Here is a 26,219-nt window from a genome sequence, read left to right as displayed (position 1 = left end):
CTCAATTTATGAATTTTGGAGCACCTCATGTCAACGCAAGCGACATTTAACCCTCAAGCTTTTATCGAACTCGCATTATCACGTGGTGTGCTTAAATTTGGTGAGTTTACTTTAAAATCGGGTCGCGTGAGTCCTTATTTTTTTAATGCCGGTTTATTAAATGATGGCGAAGCCTTGTCATTACTGGCGTCAGGCTATGCAGCCAAGTTAACAGAATGTGAAAATGTTGATGTGATTTTTGGCCCAGCCTATAAAGGCATTCCATTTGTGGCGGCAACGGCGGTGGCTTTATCGCAAAATCATAGCGTGAGTGTGCCTTGGGGCTTTAACCGTAAAGAAGCCAAAGATCATGGTGAAGGTGGCGTATTGGTCGGTGCATCGGTTGAAGGTAAAAAAGTCTGGATTATTGATGATGTGATTACCGCAGGTACAGCAATTCGTGAAGTGGTGACCATTTTAAAAAATGCGGGTGCCACAATTGCCGGTGTACTGGTCGCGCTAGATCGTCAGGAAAAAGGGCAGGGTGATTTGTCTGCGATTCAGGAAGTTCAAAAAGAGCTAGAAATTCCGGTACATGCCTTAATTACCATGAAAGATTTAATGAATTATCTGGATGCCAAAGGTGAAAAAGAGGCTTTGGCGAAGATGGAAGCCTATCGTGTGAAGTATGGGATCTAAGTGCTTGTCAGTTTTATTGAATGATCGTTGGAATGTTGATCTAACTCAGCGTGGAATGTGATCAATCTATAAAAAGCTCAACTCAGCTGAGTTGAGCTTTTTCTATATAATAACTATATGATTTATATAAAATAAAAATATGATTTCGTATAAGGCGTATTATGCTAATTTGAGATAGACTTAAACTTCTTAATACGACGGAACCGTTTAAAACCTATTTGCTTTTGGATTTAGATAGAGCTTATGAATCAGAATGATATGAATAGCCACCAAAATTCTAGACACACATAATCATCTTTTGATGGGCCTTTTCATAATCTAATGGAGAACGCTGACCATTGGAACCATGTCTGCGTTTTGAATTGTAGAACATCTCAATATATTCAAAGATATCCGACCTTGCTTCAGTCCTGGTCGCATAGATTTTCTTTTTAATTCGTTCCCGCTTTAATAGCTGGAAGAAGCTTTCTGCAACAGCATTGTCATGGCATGAGCAGTGTACTGCGCAAGTCGACGACTCATACTACTTTCAAGATTATGATGTTTGAGAAATGTCTGCCATTCATGACTGGTGTATTGGCTGCCTTGGTCAGAATGGATTAGGACTTTGTTCTTTGGGTTTCTTCGCCACAAAGCCATCAATAACGCATCTAAAACCAGATCTGCCGTGATTCTGGATTTCATAGACCAGCCAACAACAAGACGTGAAAACAGGTCAATCACAACTGCGAGATATAGCCACCCTTCATGAGTGCGGATATAAGGGTGAGTAGACCAAGGGAATCTCACCCTTAGCCCCTCGCAGAACCGGACGTGAACCTCTCAGCTCATCCGGCTCCCATTATCCAACCGATGGTAAACATCCCATTTTCCAGTGCACAAAGGCATTTGGAAAATCACGTGCAAGTCGCCCTATCAACGGCAAACTTAAATATTTTCGGATATTAACAGAACGCTATAGAAATAGACGGAAACGATTTGGTCTAAGAATGAATTTAATTGTTGGAATGGTGAATTGGATGCTCTTGAATTAACTTTCGCAAGAGATCTATTGGTGAAGTTTATTTATTCATTTTGAAAAAAAGCGAGAATTTATATCCTCGCTTTTTGAATTTGCATAAGATGTATTATTTTAATTGTAAAAATTTTTAATCAATTTCATACTCTGATGGATCTATCTTATACTTTTTAAAAAGTGCCGAACGTACAGAATCATTTATAGTCTCATCATTTTTAATAATCAAATATATATCTTTCTGGATTAAAGCTACACTTTTAGCCATGTTTAATAAGTCTTTAGATCTTATGGCTGAAAGCTCACTAGGTTGCTTTAAAATTTCAGGATCTTGTTCTTCAAAATTAAAATCAACCCCCTGTAAATTGAAGTAAACTTTTACTCTTTGATTTAAAGAGTCACTATCATCATATAGTACTGTTCCCTCTGGAAGAATCGAATATTCTGGTAATGTAGAGTTCTGGGAATATTTACCTTCAAATGAATAAATCTTTAAAGGTCTTTCTAATATATGAATTTTTGGCACTTCTGTTCCTCGCCATAGATATATATTCAATAAAAGTTGAATGAGAAAAAGTAAAGATAATATTATGATTATTAATTTTCTTTTCATTTCAACTACCTATTAATACGATAAGTGTTTTTTATGTTAACTTTTACATCTGGAGACTCTTTTAAGTAATCATTCAAATTATCTGGTAAAAATAAATAGTTAGGCATTTCATATTTACTAGCCTTAAAAGCAAGTTTAGCCGTAGTAGGTAAGACTTTATCAGAGTTAACAAATCTATGACCTGATTTAGCCATACTTGGTATGGCCTTTTTTGTTGCATCTAAACTTTGGGTAGTACAGTTAGGTCCTAAAGCAAAGTAATCTTGATTAAGCTTATATCGTTTATAATGTGTAGTATTTTGGACAGATAAAGATGATTTAATTAAATTATTATAATAATTAATAACTAAATTAGCCTGACTATCAAAAATTTTATAGCCATAGGCATAAGTTGTTCTAGAACGTCCGCTATTCGCCCCTTGCCTATTTTCTTCCTCAATATATGCTGAAAAACTACTCCAAACTTTTAAGATACCTTCGCCACGAGGACTACTAGCTCCAGATAGAGTAAAAGGACCAAAAGTCTCAGGTTTAATGCGACCATAACGACCAAAATCGTAAATATACTCTTTCCCTTGTACTTTAATATATACAGCAGTATGTCCATAAGGAGATTCCTTTTCTCCTGTACCATAAGCACTTCCTACCAACAGATGTAATTCAGCCTCAGGTTTTAAAGAAACTTGTTGAGTTGGTGAGTTTGAACTTTTTATTGTATTACTTGTTGTTGTTGTCGTCACATTAACTCTCTTCTTGATCAAACCATTTTACTTCTAGTTCATCAGTTTCAGGAGACTTAATTGTATGTGTCATCCCTTCATTATCTGTAAACCCATAGGTCTTAATGCCTGTTCTTTTATTCAAAATTGAATAAGGAATATTTATTAAAATTTCATTATTTTCGGAATTAATTGCCTGAAAATTTCGATGTTCTGTTTTAATTCTTATATCAGGCAAAACTGTTCTAGCAATGTCAACTTTTGTTCCATTTTTAAAAAGATGTTGTCCTGCTTTGGCTTCAAACTTTGCAGGAGTTATAATTTTAATACCATCTTTATTAATGATAATCTGAGAACCACCAGCCATAGGTTTACCTATTCTTTATCAATTGTAAAAATTCAATTAAAATTGGAAAATATAAACATTTCAAAACCTTGGGTGTAAACATGACTTTCATTGTAGCCATACAATTAAATGATAGCATCATTGTCACCACAGACAATAAAAAAATTGTTTTAAAAGAATCTGGTGAAATTCAATTTAATACTAAAAAAAGTCAAAAAATCTACTCATGGGACAAAGGTATTATCACGGGTACAGGTGAAAGTTATGTCATTAGCCGATCTATTGAACTATTTAAGACATTAGCTCACTCAGACATCAACAAACTTCCTCAATGCCTCGATATTTCTAGACAAATAAGAGAATTCGAAGTAGGAACTGACTATTTTCAGATTGAAAATACTAAACTACTTTGTTCCAGTTATAGCGAATATGGCGCACAGCTCTATACAATACAACGCTTTGAACCCTCACAACCGTATGAAGTCACCGTGATTTCCCCTATGGATATTAGAGTTTGGTTGTTTCATCCTAATATTGAAGCCATATCTAATGACTTACAAAACCTCTATGCTGATCTAAAAGATTACAGCACCTTTACCGATAAAGCTGAATGGATTAATTACTATCTCAACCACCTTGCACCGATGTATCAAAAGCAGAGCAAACAAGACCCACTGATGAGTAAAAGGTTTGATTTCTTTTTTCAGGCGAAGAATGAGTATGTGTTTGGGCATGTTCCCAATACCCAAGAAACAGCTTTGAATTTTCAAGAAATATCCACTAATTTTGGAGCTATTTAAAATAAACTGTTATACGAAATTGACAATATGTACAGAATTCTGTGCATTTATATTGTAAAGTTTCAATCCCTACCGCTGAGGTAGTCTAGCTAGCAGCGTTTTGACGCAGCTTACCCTATGAGGGATAGATATATACAATGTATTTACATATGTGGATGCACGTAACAATTTAAAATCTGTTTTAGATAAAGTCTTGATGATGTAGACGTTGCTCTTATTACAAGAAAAGAAGGTGATCATACTGTAGTAATGGGGCAAAATCATTACGATAGCCTAATGGAAACGTTATATCTGCTTTCATCTCCAAATAATGCCAGTCGCTTAAATGAATCAATTGCTCACTTACGTGCAGGGAAAAACCAAACAAAGAGAGTTGATTGAGGATGACGAATCGTAACGTCGAATGGACTGATAATGTCTGGGATAAATATATCTATTGGCAAACACAGGATAAAAAGATAATTAAGCGTATCAATACTTTAATCAAAGAATGTCAAAGGACACCTTTTGAAGGCACAGGAAAACCAGAATCTTTAAAAGCGAATCTTTCAGGATTTTGGAGCCGTAGAATTGATGAAAAGCATAGATTGGTTTATGAAGTGACAGATGAACGAATCTCTATTATTCAATGTCAATTCCATTATTAGCAATATCCCCTATTTTTAGGGGATTATTTTTTGATTTAATATCTTACACGAAACCTACTCCAATCCCTCCTCACACTTCTTACACTCTAGCATCACCCCTAATTTTTCTTTGCGTCCTTGCTCCGTCATCACCCAGGGCCGGTTCTGCCATGGCGGATTATGCCGCACGTGCTGGCCATGACCACAGGCCAGCTCTGCGACCCAATGATTTTCTTCATCTAAATGATATCCCACAATTGGCTGTTGCATGGGCAGCTTCCTGAAATCAGCAAATACAGCGCTGCAAAGCTTTACTCAAATTTAGAAAAACAGGCAGCGAATCTCCGTTATACTCCACATCATAGCAATTTTAAAAGAGCAGTCATTATGCGCGTACTTGTGGTGATGGACCCGATTGAAACGGTGAACCTGAAAAAAGATTCCACCATGGCCATGCTGTGGGCCGCGGCACGTCGGGGTCATGAACTCGGTTATGCACTACAACAAGATTTATATATTGATCAGGGTAAGGCTTTCGGTCTAATCAGCCCGTTAAAAGTCTTTGAAGATTACAACCATTATTATGAGCTGGGCGAAAAACAAAAAGAATCCATCGCGGCCTATGATGTGGTGCTGATGCGTAAAGACCCGCCGTTTGACATGAACTTTGTCTATAGCACCTATATTCTGGAACAGGCAGAGCGCGAAGGAGCGTGGATTATTAACAAGCCGCAAAGCCTGCGTGACTGTAATGAAAAACTGTTTGCCACCCAGTTCCCGGAGCTGCAGGTGCCGACTTTAGTGACCTCTCAGCAACGCCTGATTCGTGAATTTATTCAGCAACATGGCGATGTGATTGTGAAACCGCTCGATGGGATGGGAGGTATGGGCATTTTCCGTCTGTATCAGGATGGTGTGAATATTGGCTCCACCATTGAAATTCTGACCAATAACGGCACCCAGCCAATTATGGCGCAGCGTTATATTCCGGAAATCGTAGAAGGGGATAAACGCATTTTAATGGTCAATGGAGAACCAATTCCGTATTGTCTGGCGCGTATTCCGCAAAACGGCGAAGTGCGTGGCAACCTGGCCGCTGGTGGTCTGGGTGAAGCACGTCCATTGACCGACAATGACAAGGCAATTGCTGCCAAAGTCGGGCCATTTTTACGTGAAAAAGGTCTGGTATTTGTCGGTCTGGATGTGATTGGTAACTATGTCACTGAAATTAACGTGACCAGTCCAACCTGTATCCGTGAAATTGATGCCCAGTTCGGCACCTCAATTGCCGATAGCCTGTTTGATGTACTGGAAGCTGGTCGTTAAGCAGTTCTTGAAAAGAGTCACTTTGGGTGGCTCTTTTTGTATTCTTAAGCGAGATTTGGGGTTGAAAAACTGCGTTGAGCAAGAAAATCATAGCGATTTTGTAAACCAAAACCAGTCGACATAATTTGATGAAAAATGCAGTAAACTTAACAATTTCGGTGAATTAATAATAAAACTAGTTTAAACTTTCAAAACTGTTGAAAAAAACAATGAGCCGCTTGGTGAAAAAAAGTAAATAAACTTTCAAGCTTATACGATTGTGATTACAATTGAGCGCTTATAAAGAACTTTCATTAGCCATATTTGGATTGAAGAATTAGACCGTGACTGATGCAGCGCAAACCAAGCCTAAACATGTGATGATGATGGCCGCAGGCACTGGTGGCCATGTTTTCCCGGCCCTAGCCGTGGCCAAAGAACTCCAGCAGCAGGGAATCCATGTGTCCTGGTTAGCAACGCCTACAGGCATGGAAAACCGTTTATTACAAAACCAGAATATTCCGATTTATCAGATTGATATTCAAGGCGTGCGCGGTAACGGGCTGGCACGCAAACTAATGGCGCCTTTTAAAATTCTAAAAGCCACCTTAAGCGCCATGCAGTTAATGAAAAAACACCAAGTAGAGGTTGTCGCCGGCTTTGGTGGCTATGTGGCAGGACCCGGCGGTCTGGCGGCACGTCTGCTTGGCATTCCGGTCATTATTCATGAGCAGAATGCGATTGCCGGCTTTACCAATACCCAGCTGTCGCATATTGCCAAAACCGTTTGTCAGGCGTTCCCGGATACATTTCCGGCCAGCACTAAAATTGTCACCACTGGCAACCCGGTGCGTAAAGAAATTAGTGCGACCTTAACCCCATCCTGGCGTTATCAGGAACGTGAAAAAGCAGGTTTGCCGCTGCGTATTTTAATTGTTGGCGGCTCTTTGGGTGCGCAGGCACTGAATGAACGTGTCCCAGAAGCCTTAAAACAGCTGAATGTACCTTTAAATGTGTATCATCAGTGTGGGCAAAATCATGCAGACAGCACCCGAGCGCGTTATGCCAACAAGCCGGACAGCTTAACGGTTGAAGTGCAACCCTTTATTGAAGATATGGCACAGGCCTATAGCGATGCCGATCTGATTATCTGCCGGGCCGGCGCACTGACGGTTACGGAAATTGCAACCGCGGGTGTGGCTGCGGTATTTGTGCCCTTGCCAAGCGCTGTGGATGACCATCAGACGGCCAATGCACAATTCCTGGCCAAGACGGGCGCGGCAAAAATCTGTCCGCAAGCCAGCATGACCCCGGACAGCTTAAAAGAACTGTTAATGCCGTTGATGAACCGCCAACTGCTCTCTGAAATGGCCAGCAAGGCGCGTCAACAGGCACAACCTAATGCAACCCAACATGTGGTTGCTTTAATTCAAGATTTGTAAACCGAGTAAACTATGTCTCCATCTATCCCTGCTGATCAAGTAAAAGAACTGATTAAAGTGCCTGAAATGCGTCGTATCAAACATATCCACTTTGTCGGGATTGGCGGCGCCGGGATGTGTGGCATTGCCGAGGTATTAAAAAACCAGGGCTATGACGTTTCCGGTTCAGATATTAAAGCCTCAAAAACCACCGCCCAGCTGGAAGAAAACGGCATTCGGGTGTTTATTGGTCATAGCGCAGACAATATTCAGGGCGCCAATGTACTGGTGGTCTCTACCGCGATTGATCCGGAAAACCCGGAAGTTAAAGCCGCTATTGAGAACCGTATTCCGGTGGTGCGCCGTGCTGAAATGCTGGGTGAGCTGATGCGTTATCGTCACGGGATTGCCGTGGCCGGAACACATGGTAAAACCACCACCACCAGCCTGGTTACCTGTATGCTGGCAGAAGAAAATCTGGACCCGACTTACGTGATAGGCGGTTTGCTGAACCGTACCGGGGTTAATGCTGCACTGGGTGCGAGCCGTTATATTGTGGCTGAAGCCGATGAATCAGATGCATCTTTCCTGCATCTGGAGCCAATGGCAGCGATTGTCACCAATATTGATGCCGACCACATGGATACTTATGGCGGCAGCTTTGACAAGCTAAAAGATACCTTTATTGAATTCCTGCACAAACTGCCATTCTATGGTTTGGCAGTGGTTTGTGGTGATGATGCCAACATCCGTGAAATTATGCCGCGTATTGCCCGTCCGGTGCTAACCTACGGCTTTAATGAAGACAATGATATTCGCGCAGTCGATGTTGATCAGGACGGTATGCGTACCCACTTTACAGTATTGCGTAAAGACCGCGAGCCACTGCGTGTTACCGTGAATCAGCCAGGTCTGCACAATGTACTGAATGCCTTGGCCGCCATTGGTGTGGCGACCGATGAAGGTGTTTCTGATGGTGCGATTTGCCGTGCACTGGAAGGCTTTAGTGGTGTAGGTCGCCGTTTCCAGGTGCAAGGTGAATTTGAACTGGACGGTGGCAGCATCAAACTGGTCGATGACTATGGTCACCATCCTAAAGAAGTGGAAGCCACCATTAAAGCCGCGCGTCAGAGCCATCCGGACCGCCGTCTGGTGATGTTGTTCCAGCCGCACCGTTTTAGCCGTACCCGTGACTGTTTTGATGACTTTGTTGAAGTGTTATCGCAGGTCGATCAACTGCTGTTGCTGGAAGTGTATCCTGCCGGTGAAAAAGCCATTGTGGGTGCCGACAGTCGCAGTCTGGCACGCAGTATCCGTCTGCGTGGTCAGGTTGAACCGATTCTGATTGATCCGGTTGAAGGCAATCTGGAAACACTGGTACAAAAAGTGTTACAACCGAATGATTTATTATTGACCCAAGGTGCGGGTAATGTAGGAGCAATCTCCATCGAGCTTGCTCAAAATAAATTGTATTTAAAATAATCACCCAAAGTGATATTTGAATTTGGTCGCTCAGTGTAAAGTTTAAGGATATAAACGTGTCAAATGCTTCAAAGTTCGGCAAAGTTGCCGTGTTATTTGGTGGAAAATCTGCCGAGCGTGGGGTGTCTCTGGATAGTGGACAGGCAGTGCTCGATGCGCTGCTGCGCGAAGGCATTCAGGCAGAAGCGTTTGACCCGAAAGATCGTAGTGTGACCGAACTGGTCAACTATGATCGTGCCTTTATTGTCCTGCACGGCCGCGGCGGTGAAGATGGCCAGATTCAGGGTGTACTGGAATGGCTGAATGTGCCGTATACCGGTACTGGCGTACAGGGTTCAGCCATTGGCATGGACAAGGTCAAAACCAAACAGGTCTGGCAAGGTTCCGAGCTGCCAACAGCGCCGTATCGTATTGTCACCAAAGATTCAAACCCGGCTGATATTGTCGCTGCATTGGGTTTACCACTGATTATCAAGCCGGTACATGAAGGTTCCAGTATTGGCATGAGCAAAGTCGAACGTATTGAAGACTTTGCTGAAGCGATTGCCAAAGCCACCGAGCATGATGCAGTGGTGATGGCTGAAAAATGGATTACCGGTCGCGAGTTCACGATTGTCTTACTGAACGGTCAGGCCTTGCCGGTGATTCGTCTGGAACCGCCTAAAGATGTGGCGTTCTATGACTATGAAGCCAAATACAACCGTAATGATGTGCAATACGGCATTCCATGTGGCTTAACCGAGTCGGAAGAGCAGCAGTTACAGGTCTTGGCCCTGCGTGCGTTCCAGGCGGTAGGTGCCAGCGGCTGGGGCCGTATTGATGCAATGCAGGATGAACAAGGCAATTTCTGGCTGCTTGAAGTCAACACTGTACCGGGCATGACCAGTCACTCACTGGTGCCAAAAGCCGCGCAGGCGGTGGGCTACAGTTTTGATGCCTTGTGCGTGGCAATTCTTGAACAAACCTTAACGGATGCGACCCACTAAGCCATGGCTCAACTTCCTGCTTCCATGCGCCGTAAACGCGCAGCGATTACCTCGATTCACGATAAGCCACCGACGCGTAAAGAAAAGCTGACGAACCTGGGTGGATGGGTATTGCTGTGCGTGGCGATTGTGGTATTGGCAGCAGGAATCTATGGTCTATATAAAGTCATGACCGATGCACGCGTGGCTGAACTGGACGTGGTCGGTACCCGTTCCAATGCCGAACTGCGCCAGGTCATGACCCATGTTTCGCCAGTGGTCACAGATAACTATTTTACTTCCGATCTGGAACAGATTCGTGATACCGCACTGGAACTGTCCTGGGTCGATCGGGTGGTGGTGTCACGCGCCTGGCCGAATGCCATCCGTTTACGGGTCATGCCACGCCATGCGATTGCGCGCTGGGGCACCGGACGTTTACTCAGTGACAGCGGTGATGTGTTTTCGGAAGTGACACCCAAGAATAATCAGCATCTGCCGTTATTACATGGCCCGATGCATCAGTCCAAAATGATGATGCGTCGCTATAATGAAATTAACCAGTTATTTTTACCGGTGAATCTGCGTTTAAAAGAGTTATATCTCACCGACCGGATGACCTGGTTTATGCAGTTTGATTCTGGCCTGCGGGTGATTGTGGATCAGGATCAGACCATGAGTAAATTGCAGCGTCTGAGTCATCTGGCGCAAAGTGACTTCAAGCCGGTATGGTCCAGGATTTCTGCAATTGACCTGCGTTACCGCAATGGTCTGGCGATCCAGTGGAAAAACTCGGTGGCACCAAAAATTGCCAATGGTCATTTTGTTGTAACGATTGATGACACAAGCATTGCGAATGCAATAGCAGCAAAGCCATAATACTTGGCTTTAAAAATAGAGGCATTAAGCCATTAATTAAACAAACATGTGATGGTAGTAAATAAATGAGTGAAGCTGTTCCCTCGGTTGTTGCGATTGACATTGGGACACACAAAGTTTCAGTTTTGATTGGTAAGGTACACGCGCCAGACAATATCCAAGTGATTGGTATGGCTACCGCTCGTAACCGAGGCATGAATAAAGGAAAAATTGTAAGTCTCGATAAAGTCATTACAGCCATTAAAAATGCCGTTCAAGAAGCAGAAGATATGGCGGAATGCCGGGTGCATTCAGCCTGGATTTCTATTCCAAGTGCAGAATTAAAAAGTTTTTATGCTGCGGGGCGTACCCCAATTGAAAATAGTGACCACACAATTACAACAAGTGAAGTGGTTCGTGCCTTAGATCTGGCCAAAGCCAGCCATTTAACTTCAGACCATTATCTGGTCAGCGCGGTGCCATTGGGCTTTGATCTGGATGATTCCGGTGAATGGGTACAAAACCCGATCCGTATGTCGGCGCATAGCATGACCGGTCATTATCAGCTGATGATGCTGCCGATTAGCACCATGCAGAATCTGGACCGTGCCTTAAAAGGGGCCAATATTGGTGTAGAAAAAATGGTGGTGTCGCATCTGGCCACCGCTGAAGCCAGTTTACTGAAAGATGAAAAAGAATATGGCGTGTGCCTGGTTGATATTGGCGCCGGTACCACCAATATTGCGGTCTATCTGGATGGTCGTCTGGCGCTGTCACAAACCCTGCAGCGTGGCGGTGAGCATGTGACCCGTGATATCGCGGCGGTATTGCAGACCACCACCGAAGAAGCCGAGCGGATTAAACTGCTTTACGGTTGCGTCGATTTAAAAGTGGTCAAACCTGATCACATGATTCAGATTCAGGGCATTGATGGTCCGCAAACCATCAGCCGGATTGAACTGTCGGAAATTATTATTGCGCGTTATGAAGAAATTTTTGCGCAAATCCGTCAAGAACTGGAAAACAGTGGCGCCATTCATGGCTTATATCATGGTGTGGTGCTGGCTGGTGATGCCTGTCAGATTGAAGGCATGGTCAGTCTGGTGCGCCGCACCCTGGGTGTGTCTGCGCATTTGGGCAATCCGCCGGTACAGGTTTATGCCGATGAACCGCATCAGGCTGCCTTACGCCGTTCGCAGTATGCAACCGCAGCGGGCGTGCTGATGTATAGCCAGAGCTACAGTCAGGACACCATTGTCGAAACCGAAGACCCGGAGACCTTATCGGTCTGGGCGCGTGTAGGTCGTGCCTGGTCAGGACTCAACGAAAAACTGAAATCAATTTTTTAGTTGATTTTTTAGGGAATATTGTTAGGAAGTTGTACGGATTATCGCTTGTACTTGACAAGGCAGCCGTTGGACAGCATTCTTAAAAACAATTTTTTATTAAGATCAAGGCAGTATACGGGCTGAAGTGACTGCCAATTATGAATTAGGAAAGCTAAAGGTCATGGCCTCATTTGAATTTTTTGAAGATGATCAAACCGATAACAACGGTCAAGCCCGTTTCACTGTATTTGGTGTAGGTGGTGCAGGCGGTAACGCCGTACAGCATATGCTGGAATCAGATATCCAGGGTGTGAAATTTGTCTGTGCCAATACCGATAAACAGGCACTGGACCGCATGAATGCACAGTGCAAAATCCAGCTGGGCGAGCAAAGTACCCGTGGTCTGGGCGCAGGGGCTAATCCGCAAGTGGGTCAAACCGCTGCTGAAGAAAGCCGCGAGCTGATTCGCCAGCAGTTAGAAGGCACCGATATGGTGTTTGTGACCGCCGGTATGGGCGGCGGTACCGGTACCGGTGCTGCACCTGTTGTGGCTGAAATTGCCAAAGAAATGGGCATTTTAACTGTCGGTGTCGTAACCACACCGTTTAACTTTGAAGGTAAACGCCGTCTGCAATCTGCGGAAAAAGGCATTGAAGCTTTAGAGCAGCATGTTGATTCCCTGATCATCATTCCAAACCAGCGCTTGTTAAAAGTATTCCGCGACATTTCCATGAAAGATGCCTATAAAAAGGCAGATGACGTGCTGTTAAATGCCGTGCGCAGTATCTTTGATTTAGTGGTACGTCCAGGTCACATCAACCTTGACTTTGCCGATCTGAAAACGGCCATGAGCACTCGTGGTTATGCCATGATGGGTGTCGGTCTGGGTCGTGGTGAAAACCGTGCCCGTCAGGCAGCAGAGCAGGCGATCCGCAGTCCATTACTCGATAACGTGACCATCATGAATGCTAAAGGTATTCTGATTAACGTGACCGGTGGTGATGACGTGACCTTTGGTGAAATTGAAGAAATTACCGATGTTGTCAACCAGATTGTCGATCTGGATGAAGGCCAGGTATTCTACGGTACCGTATTTGATCCGGATGCGCGTGATGAAATCAGCGTGACCGTAATTGCCACTGGTTTGACCCGTAATTCAGCCGATGCGGTTGAGCCAGTCAAGCGTTCTTCAGTGGTGCAGTCTGCACAGGCAACCGCTCAACAGCCGGTTGAAGAAGATGATGTTCCGGCCATTCAGCGTCAGGCAGAGGCAGCGCCGGCCATCAATGCGACTGCAGGCAGCAGCAATAATTCACGTCCAACGCCAATGAGTATTCAGGAATATCTTAAAAATCAACAACGTAAATAATTTTTACGATATAGATTTTTATTCCAGAACTTGTAAAAGGTAGCCAAATGGCTACCTTTTTGTTTTTTATCAATGGCTAAATATGCTAACGTATAGCGGTTTTATATACAGATGAATTGAGAGCATGTTGAAACAACGTACCCTAGAACGTGTCGTGAAAGCGAGTGGTATAGGTCTGCATAGTGGACAGAAAGTCATGATTAACTTTGTGCCGCACCATGCTGACGGGGGAATCGTGTTTCGCCGTATTGACCTGAATCCACCGGTCGATATTCCGGCCGATGCCATGCTGATTCAGGAAGCCTTTATGTGCTCGAATCTGGTTCAGGACAATGCCAAAGTCGGCACCATTGAACACATTATGAGTGCGCTGGCGGGTCTGGGAATTGATAACCTGATTATCGAGGTTTCCGCCTCTGAAGTGCCAATTATGGACGGCAGTGCCGGTCCCTTCATCTATTTATTAATGCAGGGTGGCTTAAAAGAGCAGGATGCGCCAAAAAAATTCATCAAGATTTTAAAACCGGTCGAAGCGCTAATTGATGATAAACGTGCCATTTTCACCCCGCATGACGGTTTCCAGCTCAATTTTACCATCGATTTCGATCATCCCGCCTTTAAAAAAGAATATCAGTCTGCCACCATTGATTTTTCTACCGAAACCTTCGTCTATGAAGTCAGTGAAGCACGCACCTTTGGCTTTATGAAAGATCTGGATTATTTAAAAGCCAACAATCTGGCCTTGGGCGCCAGCCTGGAAAATGCCATTGGGGTCGATGACACCGGTGTGGTCAATGAAGAGGGCCTGCGTTTCTCGGATGAATTTGTTCGTCACAAAATATTAGATGCGGTGGGCGACCTGTATTTGCTCGGTCATCAAATTATTGCGAAATTTGATGGATATAAATCGGGTCATGCACTGAATAACCAGCTCTTGCGGAATGTGCAAAAAGATCCAAGCAGCTATGAAATTGTAACATTTGATGACATCAATCAATGTCCAATTCCGTATGTGAGTGTGACATAAGTCATTGTCTTTCCTTGGTGATGTTATAATGTAACATCTAAAAAAGTGAACTAATTCTCGTTTTTATCGGTTTTGTATTTTTTAGATTGGCGCAATGTTACTTTTTATTGCTTGCCAAACGTAACAAAGCTTGGCTAAGCTTAGGGTCGCTCACAAAGTCAGCAGCACCGCGAAGCATTTCCTGGGTTTCTGTACTGAGTGTTCTTGAAGATTTTTCCTGTTTTGGGGGCGTTTGCAACTGCGGTTTTAACCGGACCTGAATCTTGTGTAAATCTTGAAGTTCTGCCAATTGTGATAGCTGAGCAACATACTGTTTTTGCAAATAGGCCAGTTGACTCACCATCGCCTGATTGGCGCCAGTAATGGTAAGAATCCCTTGCTGATAACAAACAACCTGCCAAAGTTCGGGTTGGGGCAACAAGGGTTGAATAATTTGAGTAAGTTTCTGCCAGGCAGCAACTTGCGTTGAGAGAAACGTTAGGTTTCCTGTTTTTATGTGTTTTCTTGTTTGGCGAAAGACGTTACAAGGCTCGGACATACATATTTCCTTCATGTTTATGTCTTAATCTTATGCGCTCCTTTCAGTGAAGATCAAGGAAGAGATCACCAAGGAACTCTGAGTAAGAACAGTTTTTATGAGGTTTTTATGCATACGCGACGTATTTTATTAGCGTTTTCTTTGGCGGCTTCTGCGGCGTCAGTGGCTTTTGCTGATCTGGTTGACTTAAACAGCCAAAATTCATCGACAGACCGTATTGAAGAATTGACCCGCACCCTGGCACAAGGGACCTATAGCGAGTCACAAGACATCAATATTCCGGCGCAAACTGAAATTAATGTCAAACTGCGTGAAAAAACGGTTGAATTAAACAACGAATCTTTAGCGAAAAAATACGGTTCAGCGTCTTCTGCGAAATCTTATAGCGCTAATCCATATAGCTGGTTAGTGGCGCATCCTTTACCCAATGCCCGCGTGAGCTCAAACTATGGCGGTCGTACCATGAATGGTCGTGCTGAACGTCATTCAGGTTTAGATTTAGCAGCGCCAAGCGGCACACCAATTTATGCCACTGGCCCGGGTATCGTAACTAAATCAGGTTGGGGTACAGGTTATGGTCAATATGTTGAAATTAACCATGGCAATGGCTATTTAACCCGTTACGCTCATGCATCACGCTTAATTGCACGTGTCGGCGATCGTGTTGCTGCAGGTGAGCATATTGCAAACGTGGGTTGTACAGGTCGTTGTACCGGTCCTCATTTACATTATGAAGTAGTAAAAGACGGCGTTCGTAAAAACCCATCAACTTACCTGGCAATGCTGCCTTAACAGCTTGCGGCTTTTGCTCAAAAGGCCTAATTTTTGAGCACGTCATGCATTAAGACCTTATAACGATTATATTATCACTCAAAAGAATATTGTCTGTATATTAAACCGCCGCTATTGGCGGTTTTTTGTTATTTTGGGTAATAAAACGTCAATAGATATTTTTTCTCGAAATACTAGTCTAAAGTCGTATTCACCGATGGCCATACCTTTAGAAAGCAGAAATATGGTACATATAAACCATATAATTAGGATTCAGGAATGACCGACTATGGCGTATTATGGTGATACCGACGCGCAGGAAACCCAAGAGTGGCAGGACGCGTTTGATTCAGTTTTGCAGCACATGGGAACCGAGCGTGCGGCATTTTTATTAGAAAAACTTTATCAACGGGCAATCGCGAAACACGTTCCCATTCAGCGTCTAAATACGCCTTATTTAAATACCATTTCAGTTGAAGAGCAACCGCCAATGCCGGGTGATCAGGATATGGAGCGTCGTATCCGCGCCCTGATTCGCTGGAATGCACTGGCGATGGTGCTGCGTGCTAACAAAACGGGCGATGATCTTGGTGGTCACCTGGCCAGTTTTGCTTCTTCTGCCACCCTTTATGATGTCGGCTTTAACCATTTCTTCCGTGCCAATAGTGATAACTTTGGCGGCGACATGATCTATTATCAAGGTCACTGTGCTCCGGGTATCTATGCACGTTCTTTCCTTGAAGGTCGTCTGACTGAAGAACATTTAAATAACTTCCGCCGTGAAGTCGGCGGTAAAGGTTTGCCATCTTACCCACACCCATACCTGATGCCAGACTACTGGCAGTTCCCGACCGTATCCATGGGTCTGGGTCCGATCATGTCGATCTATCAGGCGCATATTCAAAAATACCTGATGAACCGTGGCCTGATCAAAGAAGAAGACCGTAAAGTCTGGGCTTATCTGGGCGATGGCGAAATGGATGAGCCGGAAAGCCTGGGTGCGATTTCACTGGCGGGTCGTGAGAAGCTCGACAACCTGATCTGGGTGGTGAACTGTAACTTGCAGCGTTTAGATGGTCCGGTACGTGGTAACGGTAAAATTATTCAGGAACTGGAATCACTGTTCCGCGGCGCAGGCTGGCGTGTAATTAAAGTGGTCTGGGGCCGTCATTGGGACCCGCTACTGGATAAAGATAAATCTGGCGCGCTGAAAGCAGTGATGGAAGAAGCGGTTGATGGTGACTATCAGCGTTATCAGGTGAAAGGTGGTGCTTACACCCGTGCGCACTTCTTTGGCCGTTATCCGGAAGCTGAAGAGCTGGTGAAAAACTTAAGCGATGAAGATATTGATAATCTGAACCGCGGCGGTCACGACCCGTACAAGGTATTTGCCGCCTATACCGAAGCGACCAAAGCCAAAGGTCAGCCAACCGTGATTCTGGCCAAAACCGTAAAAGGCTATGGTCTGTCTGAAGAAATTGAAGCGGTGAACAAAACTCACCAAATCAAGAAAATGCAGCTTGAATCACTGAAATATGTACGTAACCGTTTCAACCTGCCATTTACCGATGAGCAGCTGGAAGAAGTGCCATTCTATCGTCCAAGTGAAAACTCGCCTGAAATTAAATATATGAAGGCGCGTCGTGAAGCGCTGGGCGGTTACTTGCCGGCACGCCGTAAAGACAGTGAATCTCTCGCGATTCCTGAGCTGTCGGTGTTTGATGCAGTGCTAAAAGGTTCAAACGGTAAAGAACAATCGACTACTATGGTGATGGTGCGTCTGATCTCTGCACTGTTAAAAGAAAAAGCCATTAAAGACCGCGTGGTGCCAATTGTTCCAGATGAAGCGCGTACCTTCGGTCTGGAAGGTATGTTCCGTCAACTGGGTATTTATGCCGCACATGGCCAGAAATACACTCCGGAAGACCAGGAACAGTTGATGCATTACCGTGAAGCCAAAGACGGTCACATGCTGCAGGAAGGGATTAACGAAGCCGGTGCGATGAGTGCCTGGGCGGCGTTGGCGACCAGTTATTCGACCAATAACCTGCCAATGATTCCGATGTACATGTACTACTCGATGTTTGGTTTCCAGCGAATCGGCGATATTGCCTGGGCAGCCGGTGATGCACAGGCGCAAGGTTTCTTGCTCGGTGCAACCGCAGGCCGTACTACCCTGAACGGTGAAGGTTTACAGCACCAGGACGGTCACTCGCACATTCTGGCCAATACCATTCCAAACTGTGTCTCTTATGACCCATGTTTCGGTTATGAACTGGCGGTTATCGTCCATGACGGTTTACAACGCATGTATGTCAATCAGGAACGTGTATTCTATTACCTGACGGTTATGAACGAGAACTACGAGCATCCTGAAATGCCGCAGGGCGTTGAAGAAGGCATCAAGCGTGGTATGTATCTACTTGAAGAAGATGAAAAAGCCACGGTTCAGCTTCTTGGTTCCGGCGTGATTCTGCGTGAAGTGATTAAAGCCGCGAAAATCCTGCGTGAGGAATACCAGATTCACTCCAATGTCTACAGCGTGACCAGCTTCAACGAACTGGCGCGTGATGGTATGGCATGCGAAGAATACAACCGTCTGCATCCGCTGGCGGAAGAAGCCAAAGAGCCGTGGGTATCGAAACAGCTGCGTGGTACGGACGGTATTGTGGTATCTGCAACTGACCATATGCGTGCTTATAGCGAACAGATCCGTGCTTATTTGCCAGACAGCCGTCCGTTTGTGGCGCTGGGTACAGATGGTTATGGCCGTTCGGATACACGTGCCAACCTGCGTAGCTACTTTGGTGTCGATGCCGCACACATTGTGGTGGCGACCTTGAAGAAACTGGCCGATGAAGGCGAAGTTGATGCGCGTCTGGTCAAAGATGCCATTTCAAGCTTTGAGCTGGATACCGACCGTCCGGTCGCGTGGGCACCACAGGCTACGCCTGAGCTGCACGCTGTGGCTGACTACAAAGAGGAGAACTAATCATGCACATTACGACTCCTGATATTGGTGTAGATAAAGCCACCGTGGCTGAAATTCTGGTCAAAGTCGGCGATAGCATCGCGGTCGATGACAGTATTGTGTTGCTGGAATCCGACAAAGCCTCTGTTGAAGTGCCAAGCACTTCAGCCGGGGTGGTGAAAAGCATTCTGGTCAATCAGGGTGATGAAGTCGCAGAAGGCGCGGTGCTGATTGAACTGGAAGCCGAAGATGGAACGTCACAAGCCGTTGAACCACAACTGGCTGATGCACCGCAAAAAACGTCTGAAAACACCCCGACCTCATTGTCTGATCAGGACATTATTGCGGAAGTGAGCAGCCATCAACCTGCGGCAGCCTCGCAAAACCAGACAGCAGCGGCTGGCAGCGCTGTAACCGTTGAAGTGAAAGTGCCGGATATTGGTGTAGAAAAAGCGCTGGTTGGTGAAATTCTGGTTCAGGTCGGCGATCAGATTGATGTCGATCAGAGCATTGTGGTGGTGGAATCGGACAAAGCCACGGTGGAAGTGCCAAGTACGGTATCGGGTACGGTGGCCTCTATTGAGATTCAGGCTGGCGATAGCGTCAAAGAAGGTGTGGTGATTCTGACCGTGGCCACGGCAGAGGCAGCACCAGCAGCTGAACAGTCGCAAGCTCAAGCCGAACAGCAACCCACTGCTCAGGCGGCGCCTGAACCCAAAGCTGAACCAGCAGCGCCAGCTTCTGCAGCACCGGCGGGTGATGTCGAAGTGAAGGTCCCGGATTTAGGGGTTGATAAAGCCGCGGTTGCAGAAATTCTGGTTCAGGTCGGTGATACGGTCGAAAAAGATCAAAGTATTATTGTGGTGGAATCGGACAAGGCCACGGTTGAAGTGCCAAGTACCGCCGCGGGTGTAATCAAGGCGATTCATGTCGAGCTGGGCCAGAATGTGTCAGAAGGCATTGCCTTGGTGACCATTGAGGCGGAAGGTCAGGCAGCACCTGCAGCACCGCAAGCAGCAAAAGCTGAAGCGCCAGCACAAAAAGCCGCACCTGCTGCGCCAGCCGCACAGGCCTCAAGCGCTGTACCGAGTACACATACTGCAGACAAGCTCACCAAAGAGCAAAATGCAGCGAACTCGAAAGTATATGCTGGTCCTGCAGTGCGTAAACTGGCACGTGAACTGGGTGTCATCCTGGCCGATGTCAAAGCTTCCGGTCCACATGCACGGGTTATGAAAGAAGACCTGGTGGCCTATGTGAAGTCGCGTCTGACAGCACCGCAAACTGCTCCGGCAGCCGCAGCGGTGGCAGCAGCACCATCAGGCTTGCCGAAACTGCCAAGTTTCGATGCGTTTGGTGGTGTGGAAGAGAAAGCTTTAACCCGCTTGCAGCAAGTGTCCATTCCGCAGCTGTCTTTAAACAACTACATTCCGCAAGTAACCCAGTTTGATGCAGCAGACATCACCGAACTGGAAGCATGGCGTAATGAGCTGAAAGGCAACTTCAAGAAAGAGGGCATCAGCCTGACCATTATGGCCTTTATTATTAAGGCAGTGGCCTACTTGCTGAAAGAAGAGCGCGAGTTTGCCGGTCATTTGTCTGATGATGGCAAGTCTGTGCTGCTCCGTAATGAAATCCATATGGGCATCGCGGTGGCAACACCAGATGGCCTAACGGTACCGGTACTGCGTAATCCAGACCAAAAATCAATTAAGCAGATTGCCGTTGAACTGGGCGAGCTGGGTCAAAAAGCGCGTGACAAGAAACTGTCGCCGAAAGACCTGCAAGGCGCCAACTTTACCATTTCCAGCCTTGGCGCAATTGGTGGTACCGCCTTCACGCCGCTGGTGAACTGGCCGCAAGTGGCAATTCTGGGGATTTCTCCTGCCACTATGCAACCGGTTTGGAATGGCGAAGGCTTTGATCCACGCTTAATGTTGCCACTGTCGCTGTCTTATGATCACCGTGTGATTAATGGCGCAGATGCAGCCCGATTTACCAACAAGCTGACCAAGCTGCTCAAAGATATCCGGACTTTGTTAATCTAAAACTCCGCTTGGTGTTTCTCTGTGACGGAGAACGTGCAAAGTTGAAAAAACCCTGCTTCGGCAGGGTTTTTGCTTTTGGTACTTGAGTTTTTTCTGTGGCCGATTACAATAACAGCACTTCATTGGGGAGTAGCCGCTTTTTACGCAAAGTAAAAAGGTGATGGTCAACATATTTGCTCAACAGGGCATGGTCATCATAGCAAAGAACCAAAATGCTTTTCTCAAGCTTTCTTTTGTTGGCAAGACCTTTGATTTATCACTCTGCAGATTTGGCTAGCAGGAGGGATAGGTCATTGGTATGTGTGCTAGCCAGAGAAATCCATCATGTATGAATTCCTGATCTCAACTGCAATTGTCGCTTTGGCCGAAATGGGTGATAAAACCCAGCTGTTGGCCCTGTTACTGGCGGCCCGCTTCCGTAAACCGCTGCCAATTCTGCTGGCGATTCTGGCCGCTACCCTGATCAATCACGGTTTATCTGCAGCCTTGGGACAATGGATTACCACCATTTTAAGTCCTGAAATTCTGCGCTGGATTCTGGCACTCGGTTTTATTGGAATGGCGATCTGGATGCTGATTCCGGATGAGCTGGATGATGAAAATGAAAGCATCAACAAATGGCAGAAATACGGAGTGTTTGGTGCCACCTTTATTCTGTTCTTCCTGGCAGAAATTGGCGATAAAACCCAGATTGCAACCGTGGCGCTGGCTGCGCGTTTTGACAGTATTTTCTGGGTGATGATTGGCACCACCTTGGGGATGATGATTGCCAATGCGCCGGCAGTATTTATCGGCAATAAAATGGCAGAGAAATTACCGGTATCCTTGATTCATAAAATTGGTGCACTGATTTTCCTGATCATCGGGGTCAGCACCTTGTTGCAATATTATTTCTTTTAAAGGCTGCTACTGATTTTGGCCCAATCTTCCCGGTTGGGCTTTTTTATGGGCTGAACCTGACCCGTGCTTCTACAAAATAGTTGAAAGTTAAATTGTATATTGATTGTAAGTTGGCGGAATACCCTTTATTTTATAGGGAATTAAAAATTTAATGTAAAGATAAGATTTTTTTGGGGACAAGGTATGGCGTTCGATCGCACCACATCACAAGTATTATTTGATAATGGCACGCATAAATGTATCAGTTTCACCAGTCTGGTCAAAGGTGAGGGCGTACAGGCCAACCAGTTTCTGATTCTGGACAATGACCGTGCCGCGGTTCTGGATCCGGGCGGCGATTTGACTTATGTGCCGCTGACCATGGAACTGAATAAATATACCCGCCTGACCAATCTGGACTATGTGATGGCATCGCATCAGGACCCGGATATTATTACCTCAATGCCGCGCTGGCTGGTGTATACCGATGCCAAAGTGGTGGCTTCGAAACTGTGGGCACGCTTCTTGCCGCACTTGAACTCGGCTTTTATGAGTGACCGGATGAAAGGCAACTGGCTGGAGCGTCTGATTGAGCTGCCCGATCATGGTCAGGTGATTCCATTGGGACAGGCATCTATTGTTGCCATTCCTGCGCATTTTCTGCATTCGGTCGGTAATTTCCAGTTTTATGATCCGGTGGCTAAAATCCTGTTTTCCGGTGATATGGGTGCTTCAATGGTCGAAGATGCGTCCAAGCCGTTAGAAAACTTTGCCGCGCATATTCCAAAAATGAAAGCTTTTCATCAGCGTTATATGTGTGCCAATAAAGTCATCCGTTTATGGGTGAATATGGTGCGTCAAATGGATGTTGAAATGATTGTACCGCAGCATGGTACCGCGTTTGTGGGCAAGGAGCAGATCAACCAGTTCCTGGACTGGATTGAAACGCTGGAATGCGGTGTCGACCTGATGGATGAGTCGGTATTTACCTGTCCGACTTAAGCCAAAAAATCGCGTAAAAAAACTGAAAAAATAACTTGAGTGTAAAAACAACATTTTTTATATTTTCTTCCCCAAAAAAACTCTTTTTTGATGACGAGAATTTTAACAATGTTGTCTCAAGTTGCTTCCTCAGATGCGTGTCTTAGCTGCGGCGCATGCTGCACCTATTTTAGAGTTTCATTTTACTGGGCAGAAGGCATTCCCATGCCTGAGCATTATACCGAACCGGTAAATGCCCTCTATTCATGCATGAAAGGGACCAATCAGGCCAATCCGCGTTGTATTGCGCTGGAGGGAACGGTCGGACAACAGGTCAGCTGCTCTATGTACGAGCAGCGCAGTTCCAGTTGCAAAGAGGTGCAGATTGCCGATGAGCAGTGCAATAAGGCACGCCGTGCGCATAACCTGATTCCTTTAGTGCTGGTCGAAGCGGCCAATGATGGCCAGGACCCGGATTTTGACCGGGTCAGTTAAAGACTTCAGCATCCAGATGCTGTTATCGTAGAAAAGCAGGCCATGGCCCATTGCTGTCCCACAATTTTTCACAAGAGGAAGCTCATTTGAGCTTCCTCTTGTTTTATGGGTATTTTATCGGGTGAAAATAAAGCTTTTAAAGTTCTTCTTTCAAACAAATTCACTTGAATTATTCTGAGTAAACGTTGAACTGTCCAACCTGTTTTTCCTAAATGTCGAGCGAAACTCACCAATAAATAGGCGATCATCGCAATCCAGATTTGTGTCTGAATTGCGTTCCTGCTGCGGCCTAGAAACGCTTTTAATTTGAGATTCTGCTTAATCGCCTTAAAGAACAGCTCAACTTTCCAACGATCTTTATAAATCGCCGCAATGGTGGAGGCGGCTAAATGAAAGTTATTGCTGAGAAAGCTAAAGTGCTTGCCACTTTGCTGATCTCTATATTCAATTCTTCTTAACACTGGGGCTTTTCTTTTTAGGGCATGTGCGCTATTCAGCTGAATGGTTTCATCTTTTAGAATACCTTTGGATTCAAGCACTGGATGTTGCTGGATCACCTGATACACAGATTTAGGCCTAAAACGTGTGACAAATCCAATGTTTTGAGCAGTCAGATTTGCATACCATTGGTAATCGACATAGCCTTTATCAAAAACTACAATGCTGCCAGCAGGAAACTGGAATTTGCGGCCTTGTACCATGTCATTTTCTTTGCCATTTTCAACTGCAACAAACTCAGGAATATCATTGCTGTGATTCAATCCTATACTGAGTTTCATGCTGGCTTTTGAGTCGTGAACTTTGGCCCATTCACATAAGGAAAGCGACAGGTCAATATGACTGGCATCCAAGGAATACAAGGGATTCTTAAAGCGAAATTTATGAGCTACTTTTGAGTGTTCATAGTATTTAAGCAACTTGTAAAATAGCTGTTGATACAAGGCAGCAGGCTGCTGCTCATTGATTCGTGCCAGCGTGCTTCGGGGAATAGACTTTGCTCCGAGATGACTCAGCTTTTCCTGTTGGCACTCCAAATTGGATTGAATATCTCTCAGACTTTGCCTACAAGAGAATTGAGACATCAATATGGCAATAAACTGATCCCACCGGGAAGCCGCTCTAAATTTCTGTCCAACATGGTGTACTTTAGCAAGTTGTTCAAAATCCTGTCGCACAACAGGTTTAATTAGCTCATGAAATACGGTATTCTGATGTGACAAAACCTGAATCCTGGTCGTTAAAGTGTTTGTTTGCACTCATATTTTAACTGTTAGGACTCAGGTTTTTTATTTAAAGCAAACTATGGGACAGCAGTGGGCCACGGCCTGCTTTTTTCATCAGCAAACTCACCCGAATTGTCAGGATGTGCGGAATAAATAATTATTTATGCAATAACAAATGAAATTTATAGCAAGATTTGTTTATAATAGCGCACGGAAATTACCAGTGAGACTGTTATGTTGACCATCGTTCAAGAAGCGCTAACCTTCGATGATGTCTTATTACTCCCTGCCTACTCAACTGTCCTCCCAAAAGATGTCTCTCTAAAGACACGTTTAACTCGCGGCATTAATCTGAATATTCCTCTTGTGTCTGCAGCCATGGATACGGTGACTGAATCCCGTATGGCCATTGCAATGGCGCAAAATGGCGGTATTGGTATCCTGCATAAAAACATGGATATCGCAGCGCAGGCGGCTGAAGTACGTCGTGTGAAAAAATTTGAAGCCGGTATGGTCAAAGACCCGATCACTGTGACCCCAGAAACCACAGTACGTGAACTGATTGCCTTAACTCAAGCCAACAACATCAGCGGTGTTCCTGTGGTGAAAGATGGCAAAGTGGTGGGCATCGTCACCGGTCGTGATACACGCTTTGAAACCAATCTGGAGCAGCCGGTCAGCAACATCATGACCGGTCAGGACCGTCTGGTGACGGTGCGTGAAGGCGAATCAAAAGAAAATATCCAGGCACTGTTGCAACAGCACCGTATTGAAAAAGTACTGGTGGTGGGTGAGAACAACGAACTGCGTGGTTTAATTACGGTCACCGATTTCCGTAAAGCAGAACTTTATCCAAACAGCTGTAAAGATGACCTCGGTCGTTTACGCGTAGGTGCTGCAGTCGGTACCGGTGTAGAAACCCCAAGCCGTGTAGAAGCGCTGGTTGAAGCTGGTGTGGACGTGATTGTAGTCGATACTGCACACGGGCACTCTGCCGGTGTAATTGAACGCGTACGCTGGGTAAAACAGAACTATCCGCAAGTGCAGGTCATTGGTGGTAACATCGCAACGGGTGATGCTGCGCTTGCGTTATTAGATGCTGGTGCAGATGCAGTGAAAGTCGGTATTGGTCCGGGTTCTATCTGTACCACCCGTATTGTGGCCGGTATTGGTATGCCGCAAATCTCGGCGATTGACTCTGTAGCAAATGCATTAAAAGAACAGATTCCATTGATCGCGGATGGTGGTATCCGTTTCTCTGGCGATATGGCCAAAGCGATTGGCGCAGGTGCCAGCACGATTATGGTCGGTTCACTGCTGGCTGGTACTGAAGAAGCACCGGGCGAAGTTGAATTCTTCCAGGGCCGTTATTACAAGGCTTATCGTGGTATGGGTTCATTGGGTGCCATGGCGGGTGCAACCGGTTCTGCAGACCGTTACTTCCAGGACTCTAAAGCCGGTGCTGAAAAACTGGTGCCAGAAGGTATTGAAGGTCGCGTACCGTACAAAGGCCCAATGGGTAATATCGTGCATCAGATGATGGGTGGTTTACGTTCATCAATGGGTTATACCGGTTCTTCAACCATTGAAGACCTGCGTCAGAATGCCAAATTCGTGAAGATTACTGCAGCCGGTATGTCTGAATCTCACGTGCATGATGTGACCATTACCAAAGAAGCACCGAACTATCGCGTTGGTTGATTTTTGGTAATTCGCCTTATAGAAAAGCCGTCATAAATGTGACGGCTTTTTTAATTTTGG

The 26,219-nt window shown here is 45.3% G+C and carries 24 protein-coding genes, 4 pseudogenes and 1 riboswitch; of the genes and pseudogenes, 20 read left to right on the top strand and 8 right to left on the bottom strand.

Features of this window, described 5'->3' with window-relative positions; translation table 11 throughout:
- Window positions 1-27: 27 nt before the first annotated feature.
- Window positions 28-678, top strand: a complete 651-nt coding sequence (pyrE, locus tag F905_RS11360; protein WP_005180830.1) for an orotate phosphoribosyltransferase — start codon at window positions 28-30, stop codon at window positions 676-678.
- Window positions 679-955: 277 nt separating this feature from the next.
- Here the strand turns inward: pyrE and F905_RS11355 are convergent.
- Both F905_RS11355 and F905_RS15785 read right to left on the bottom strand, forming a co-directional pair.
- A pseudogene (locus F905_RS11355) lies at window positions 956-1,440 on the bottom strand (IS3 family transposase); the annotation flags it as partial.
- Window positions 1,441-1,519: 79 nt separating this feature from the next.
- Window positions 1,520-1,594, bottom strand: a pseudogene (locus tag F905_RS15785) (reverse transcriptase); the annotation flags it as partial.
- On the opposite strand from F905_RS15785, the pseudogene F905_RS15440 reads away from it, so the two are divergent.
- Window positions 1,593-1,712: pseudogene (locus F905_RS15440) on the top strand (IS5/IS1182 family transposase); the annotation flags it as partial. The pseudogenes F905_RS15785 and F905_RS15440 overlap by 2 nt on opposite strands.
- Window positions 1,713-1,826: 114 nt before the next feature.
- Here F905_RS15440 and F905_RS11350 read toward each other — a convergent pair.
- The 3 genes from F905_RS11350 to F905_RS11340 are packed head-to-tail and all read right to left on the bottom strand — an operon-like array spanning window position 1,827 to window position 3,392.
- On the bottom strand, window positions 1,827-2,306 hold the full coding sequence (locus F905_RS11350; protein ID WP_034598040.1) for a hypothetical protein: 480 nt from the start codon (window positions 2,304-2,306) through the stop codon (window positions 1,827-1,829).
- A 5-nt stretch (window positions 2,307-2,311) separates the two neighbouring features.
- Window positions 2,312-3,046: a hypothetical protein gene (locus tag F905_RS11345; RefSeq protein ID WP_005180826.1), complete on the bottom strand. Its 735-nt coding sequence runs from the start codon at window positions 3,044-3,046 to the stop codon at window positions 2,312-2,314.
- A gap of 1 nt (window position 3,047) precedes the next feature.
- Window positions 3,048-3,392: a hypothetical protein gene (locus tag F905_RS11340; protein WP_005180824.1), complete on the bottom strand. Its 345-nt coding sequence runs from the start codon at window positions 3,390-3,392 to the stop codon at window positions 3,048-3,050.
- Between the two features lie 80 nt (window positions 3,393-3,472).
- Here F905_RS11340 and F905_RS11335 point away from each other — a divergent pair, with 80 nt between their 5' ends.
- The 3 genes and pseudogenes from F905_RS11335 to F905_RS11330 all read left to right on the top strand — a co-directional run bounded on the left by F905_RS11335 (window position 3,473) and on the right by F905_RS11330 (window position 4,818).
- Window positions 3,473-4,171 carry a hypothetical protein gene (locus F905_RS11335; protein ID WP_005180822.1) on the top strand — a complete coding sequence of 233 codons (699 nt, stop codon included), beginning with the start codon at window positions 3,473-3,475 and terminating at the stop codon, window positions 4,169-4,171.
- A gap of 130 nt (window positions 4,172-4,301) precedes the next feature.
- Window positions 4,302-4,568, top strand: a pseudogene (locus tag F905_RS15225) (type II toxin-antitoxin system Phd/YefM family antitoxin).
- On the top strand, window positions 4,555-4,818 hold the full coding sequence (locus tag F905_RS11330) for a Txe/YoeB family addiction module toxin (RefSeq protein ID WP_005180821.1): 264 nt from the start codon (window positions 4,555-4,557) through the stop codon (window positions 4,816-4,818). Before F905_RS15225 ends, F905_RS11330 begins: the two are co-directional and overlap by 14 nt.
- A gap of 54 nt (window positions 4,819-4,872) precedes the next feature.
- On the opposite strand, the gene F905_RS11325 is transcribed toward F905_RS11330, so the two are convergent.
- Window positions 4,873-5,067 (bottom strand): DUF3565 domain-containing protein, encoded by a 195-nt coding sequence (locus F905_RS11325; protein ID WP_005180819.1) that lies wholly within the window; start codon window positions 5,065-5,067, stop codon window positions 4,873-4,875.
- A gap of 117 nt (window positions 5,068-5,184) precedes the next feature.
- Here F905_RS11325 and gshB point away from each other — a divergent pair, with 117 nt between their 5' ends.
- From gshB to lpxC, 8 genes are all read left to right on the top strand, one after another.
- Window positions 5,185-6,123: a glutathione synthase gene (gene gshB, locus F905_RS11320; protein WP_005180818.1), complete on the top strand. Its 939-nt coding sequence runs from the start codon at window positions 5,185-5,187 to the stop codon at window positions 6,121-6,123.
- A 323-nt stretch (window positions 6,124-6,446) separates the two neighbouring features.
- Window positions 6,447-7,544 carry an undecaprenyldiphospho-muramoylpentapeptide beta-N-acetylglucosaminyltransferase gene (gene murG, locus F905_RS11315; RefSeq protein WP_005180817.1) on the top strand — a complete coding sequence of 366 codons (1,098 nt, stop codon included), beginning with the start codon at window positions 6,447-6,449 and terminating at the stop codon, window positions 7,542-7,544.
- Window positions 7,545-7,556: 12 nt separating this feature from the next.
- Window positions 7,557-9,005, top strand: coding sequence for a UDP-N-acetylmuramate--L-alanine ligase (murC, locus tag F905_RS11310; protein ID WP_005180816.1), 1,449 nt, complete (start codon window positions 7,557-7,559; stop codon window positions 9,003-9,005).
- Between the two features lie 56 nt (window positions 9,006-9,061).
- A complete protein-coding gene (locus F905_RS11305) occupies window positions 9,062-9,991 on the top strand; it encodes a D-alanine--D-alanine ligase (protein WP_005180815.1) in 930 nt (309 codons plus the stop codon).
- 3 nt (window positions 9,992-9,994) lie between these two features.
- Window positions 9,995-10,849, top strand: a complete 855-nt coding sequence (locus tag F905_RS11300) for a cell division protein FtsQ/DivIB (protein ID WP_005180814.1) — start codon at window positions 9,995-9,997, stop codon at window positions 10,847-10,849.
- Between the two features lie 65 nt (window positions 10,850-10,914).
- Window positions 10,915-12,177 (top strand): cell division protein FtsA, encoded by a 1,263-nt coding sequence (gene ftsA, locus F905_RS11295; protein ID WP_005180811.1) that lies wholly within the window; start codon window positions 10,915-10,917, stop codon window positions 12,175-12,177.
- 160 nt (window positions 12,178-12,337) lie between these two features.
- Window positions 12,338-13,525, top strand: a complete 1,188-nt coding sequence (ftsZ, locus tag F905_RS11290) for a cell division protein FtsZ (protein WP_005180810.1) — start codon at window positions 12,338-12,340, stop codon at window positions 13,523-13,525.
- Window positions 13,526-13,649: 124 nt separating this feature from the next.
- Window positions 13,650-14,552, top strand: a complete 903-nt coding sequence (gene lpxC, locus F905_RS11285; RefSeq protein WP_005180809.1) for a UDP-3-O-acyl-N-acetylglucosamine deacetylase — start codon at window positions 13,650-13,652, stop codon at window positions 14,550-14,552.
- A gap of 97 nt (window positions 14,553-14,649) precedes the next feature.
- On the opposite strand, the gene F905_RS11280 is transcribed toward lpxC, so the two are convergent.
- A complete protein-coding gene (locus F905_RS11280) occupies window positions 14,650-15,090 on the bottom strand; it encodes a DciA family protein (RefSeq protein WP_005180808.1) in 441 nt (146 codons plus the stop codon).
- A 108-nt stretch (window positions 15,091-15,198) separates the two neighbouring features.
- Here F905_RS11280 and F905_RS11275 point away from each other — a divergent pair, with 108 nt between their 5' ends.
- The 6 genes from F905_RS11275 to F905_RS11250 all read left to right on the top strand — a co-directional run bounded on the left by F905_RS11275 (window position 15,199) and on the right by F905_RS11250 (window position 23,235).
- Complete coding sequence (locus F905_RS11275) at window positions 15,199-15,882, top strand: M23 family metallopeptidase (RefSeq protein ID WP_005180807.1); 684 nt, start codon at window positions 15,199-15,201, stop codon at window positions 15,880-15,882.
- Window positions 15,883-16,150: 268 nt separating this feature from the next.
- Window positions 16,151-18,853, top strand: a complete 2,703-nt coding sequence (gene aceE, locus F905_RS11270) for a pyruvate dehydrogenase (acetyl-transferring), homodimeric type (protein WP_005180803.1) — start codon at window positions 16,151-16,153, stop codon at window positions 18,851-18,853.
- 2 nt (window positions 18,854-18,855) lie between these two features.
- On the top strand, window positions 18,856-20,880 hold the full coding sequence (locus F905_RS11265; RefSeq protein WP_005180802.1) for a 2-oxo acid dehydrogenase subunit E2: 2,025 nt from the start codon (window positions 18,856-18,858) through the stop codon (window positions 20,878-20,880).
- A 112-nt stretch (window positions 20,881-20,992) separates the two neighbouring features.
- Window positions 20,993-21,133: riboswitch (yybP-ykoY riboswitch) on the top strand.
- Window positions 21,134-21,204: 71 nt separating this feature from the next.
- Window positions 21,205-21,780 (top strand): TMEM165/GDT1 family protein, encoded by a 576-nt coding sequence (locus F905_RS11260; protein WP_005180800.1) that lies wholly within the window; start codon window positions 21,205-21,207, stop codon window positions 21,778-21,780.
- 183 nt (window positions 21,781-21,963) lie between these two features.
- On the top strand, window positions 21,964-22,761 hold the full coding sequence (locus F905_RS11255; protein ID WP_005180798.1) for an oxygen-binding di-iron domain-containing protein: 798 nt from the start codon (window positions 21,964-21,966) through the stop codon (window positions 22,759-22,761).
- Window positions 22,762-22,869: 108 nt separating this feature from the next.
- Window positions 22,870-23,235 (top strand): YkgJ family cysteine cluster protein, encoded by a 366-nt coding sequence (locus F905_RS11250; RefSeq protein WP_075167288.1) that lies wholly within the window; start codon window positions 22,870-22,872, stop codon window positions 23,233-23,235.
- A gap of 68 nt (window positions 23,236-23,303) precedes the next feature.
- On the opposite strand, the gene F905_RS11245 is transcribed toward F905_RS11250, so the two are convergent.
- On the bottom strand, window positions 23,304-24,455 hold the full coding sequence (locus F905_RS11245; RefSeq protein WP_005176703.1) for an IS4-like element ISAbe18 family transposase: 1,152 nt from the start codon (window positions 24,453-24,455) through the stop codon (window positions 23,304-23,306).
- 237 nt (window positions 24,456-24,692) lie between these two features.
- Between F905_RS11245 and guaB the strand changes: the two genes are divergently transcribed.
- Window positions 24,693-26,159 carry an IMP dehydrogenase gene (gene guaB / locus F905_RS11240; RefSeq protein WP_005180795.1) on the top strand — a complete coding sequence of 489 codons (1,467 nt, stop codon included), beginning with the start codon at window positions 24,693-24,695 and terminating at the stop codon, window positions 26,157-26,159.
- The last annotated feature ends 60 nt before the right edge of the window (window positions 26,160-26,219 follow it).

This window comes from Acinetobacter sp. CIP 53.82 (assembly GCF_000369465.1).
GTDB lineage: Bacteria > Pseudomonadota > Gammaproteobacteria > Pseudomonadales > Moraxellaceae > Acinetobacter > Acinetobacter indicus.
This window is presented reverse-complemented; position numbering and strand designations above follow the sequence as displayed.

Coding starts and splice junctions, on each gene's coding strand:
- murC (WP_005180816.1), top strand. CDS start 7,557: ATGTCTCCATCTATCCCTGCTGATCAAGTAAAAGAACTGATTAAAGTG.
- guaB (WP_005180795.1), top strand. CDS start 24,693: ATGTTGACCATCGTTCAAGAAGCGCTAACCTTCGATGATGTCTTATTA.
- ftsZ (WP_005180810.1), top strand. CDS start 12,338: ATGGCCTCATTTGAATTTTTTGAAGATGATCAAACCGATAACAACGGT.
- F905_RS11300 (WP_005180814.1), top strand. CDS start 9,995: ATGGCTCAACTTCCTGCTTCCATGCGCCGTAAACGCGCAGCGATTACC.
- F905_RS11255 (WP_005180798.1), top strand. CDS start 21,964: ATGGCGTTCGATCGCACCACATCACAAGTATTATTTGATAATGGCACG.
- F905_RS11260 (WP_005180800.1), top strand. CDS start 21,205: ATGTATGAATTCCTGATCTCAACTGCAATTGTCGCTTTGGCCGAAATG.
- aceE (WP_005180803.1), top strand. CDS start 16,151: ATGGCGTATTATGGTGATACCGACGCGCAGGAAACCCAAGAGTGGCAG.
- lpxC (WP_005180809.1), top strand. CDS start 13,650: ATGTTGAAACAACGTACCCTAGAACGTGTCGTGAAAGCGAGTGGTATA.
- F905_RS11340 (WP_005180824.1), bottom strand. CDS start 3,392: ATGGCTGGTGGTTCTCAGATTATCATTAATAAAGATGGTATTAAAATT.
- F905_RS11280 (WP_005180808.1), bottom strand. CDS start 15,090: ATGTCCGAGCCTTGTAACGTCTTTCGCCAAACAAGAAAACACATAAAA.
- F905_RS11350 (WP_034598040.1), bottom strand. CDS start 2,306: ATGAAAAGAAAATTAATAATCATAATATTATCTTTACTTTTTCTCATT.
- pyrE (WP_005180830.1), top strand. CDS start 28: ATGTCAACGCAAGCGACATTTAACCCTCAAGCTTTTATCGAACTCGCA.
- gshB (WP_005180818.1), top strand. CDS start 5,185: ATGCGCGTACTTGTGGTGATGGACCCGATTGAAACGGTGAACCTGAAA.
- F905_RS11275 (WP_005180807.1), top strand. CDS start 15,199: ATGCATACGCGACGTATTTTATTAGCGTTTTCTTTGGCGGCTTCTGCG.
- F905_RS11265 (WP_005180802.1), top strand. CDS start 18,856: ATGCACATTACGACTCCTGATATTGGTGTAGATAAAGCCACCGTGGCT.
- ftsA (WP_005180811.1), top strand. CDS start 10,915: ATGAGTGAAGCTGTTCCCTCGGTTGTTGCGATTGACATTGGGACACAC.
- F905_RS11250 (WP_075167288.1), top strand. CDS start 22,870: ATGTTGTCTCAAGTTGCTTCCTCAGATGCGTGTCTTAGCTGCGGCGCA.
- F905_RS11325 (WP_005180819.1), bottom strand. CDS start 5,067: ATGCAACAGCCAATTGTGGGATATCATTTAGATGAAGAAAATCATTGG.
- F905_RS11330 (WP_005180821.1), top strand. CDS start 4,555: ATGACGAATCGTAACGTCGAATGGACTGATAATGTCTGGGATAAATAT.
- F905_RS11335 (WP_005180822.1), top strand. CDS start 3,473: ATGACTTTCATTGTAGCCATACAATTAAATGATAGCATCATTGTCACC.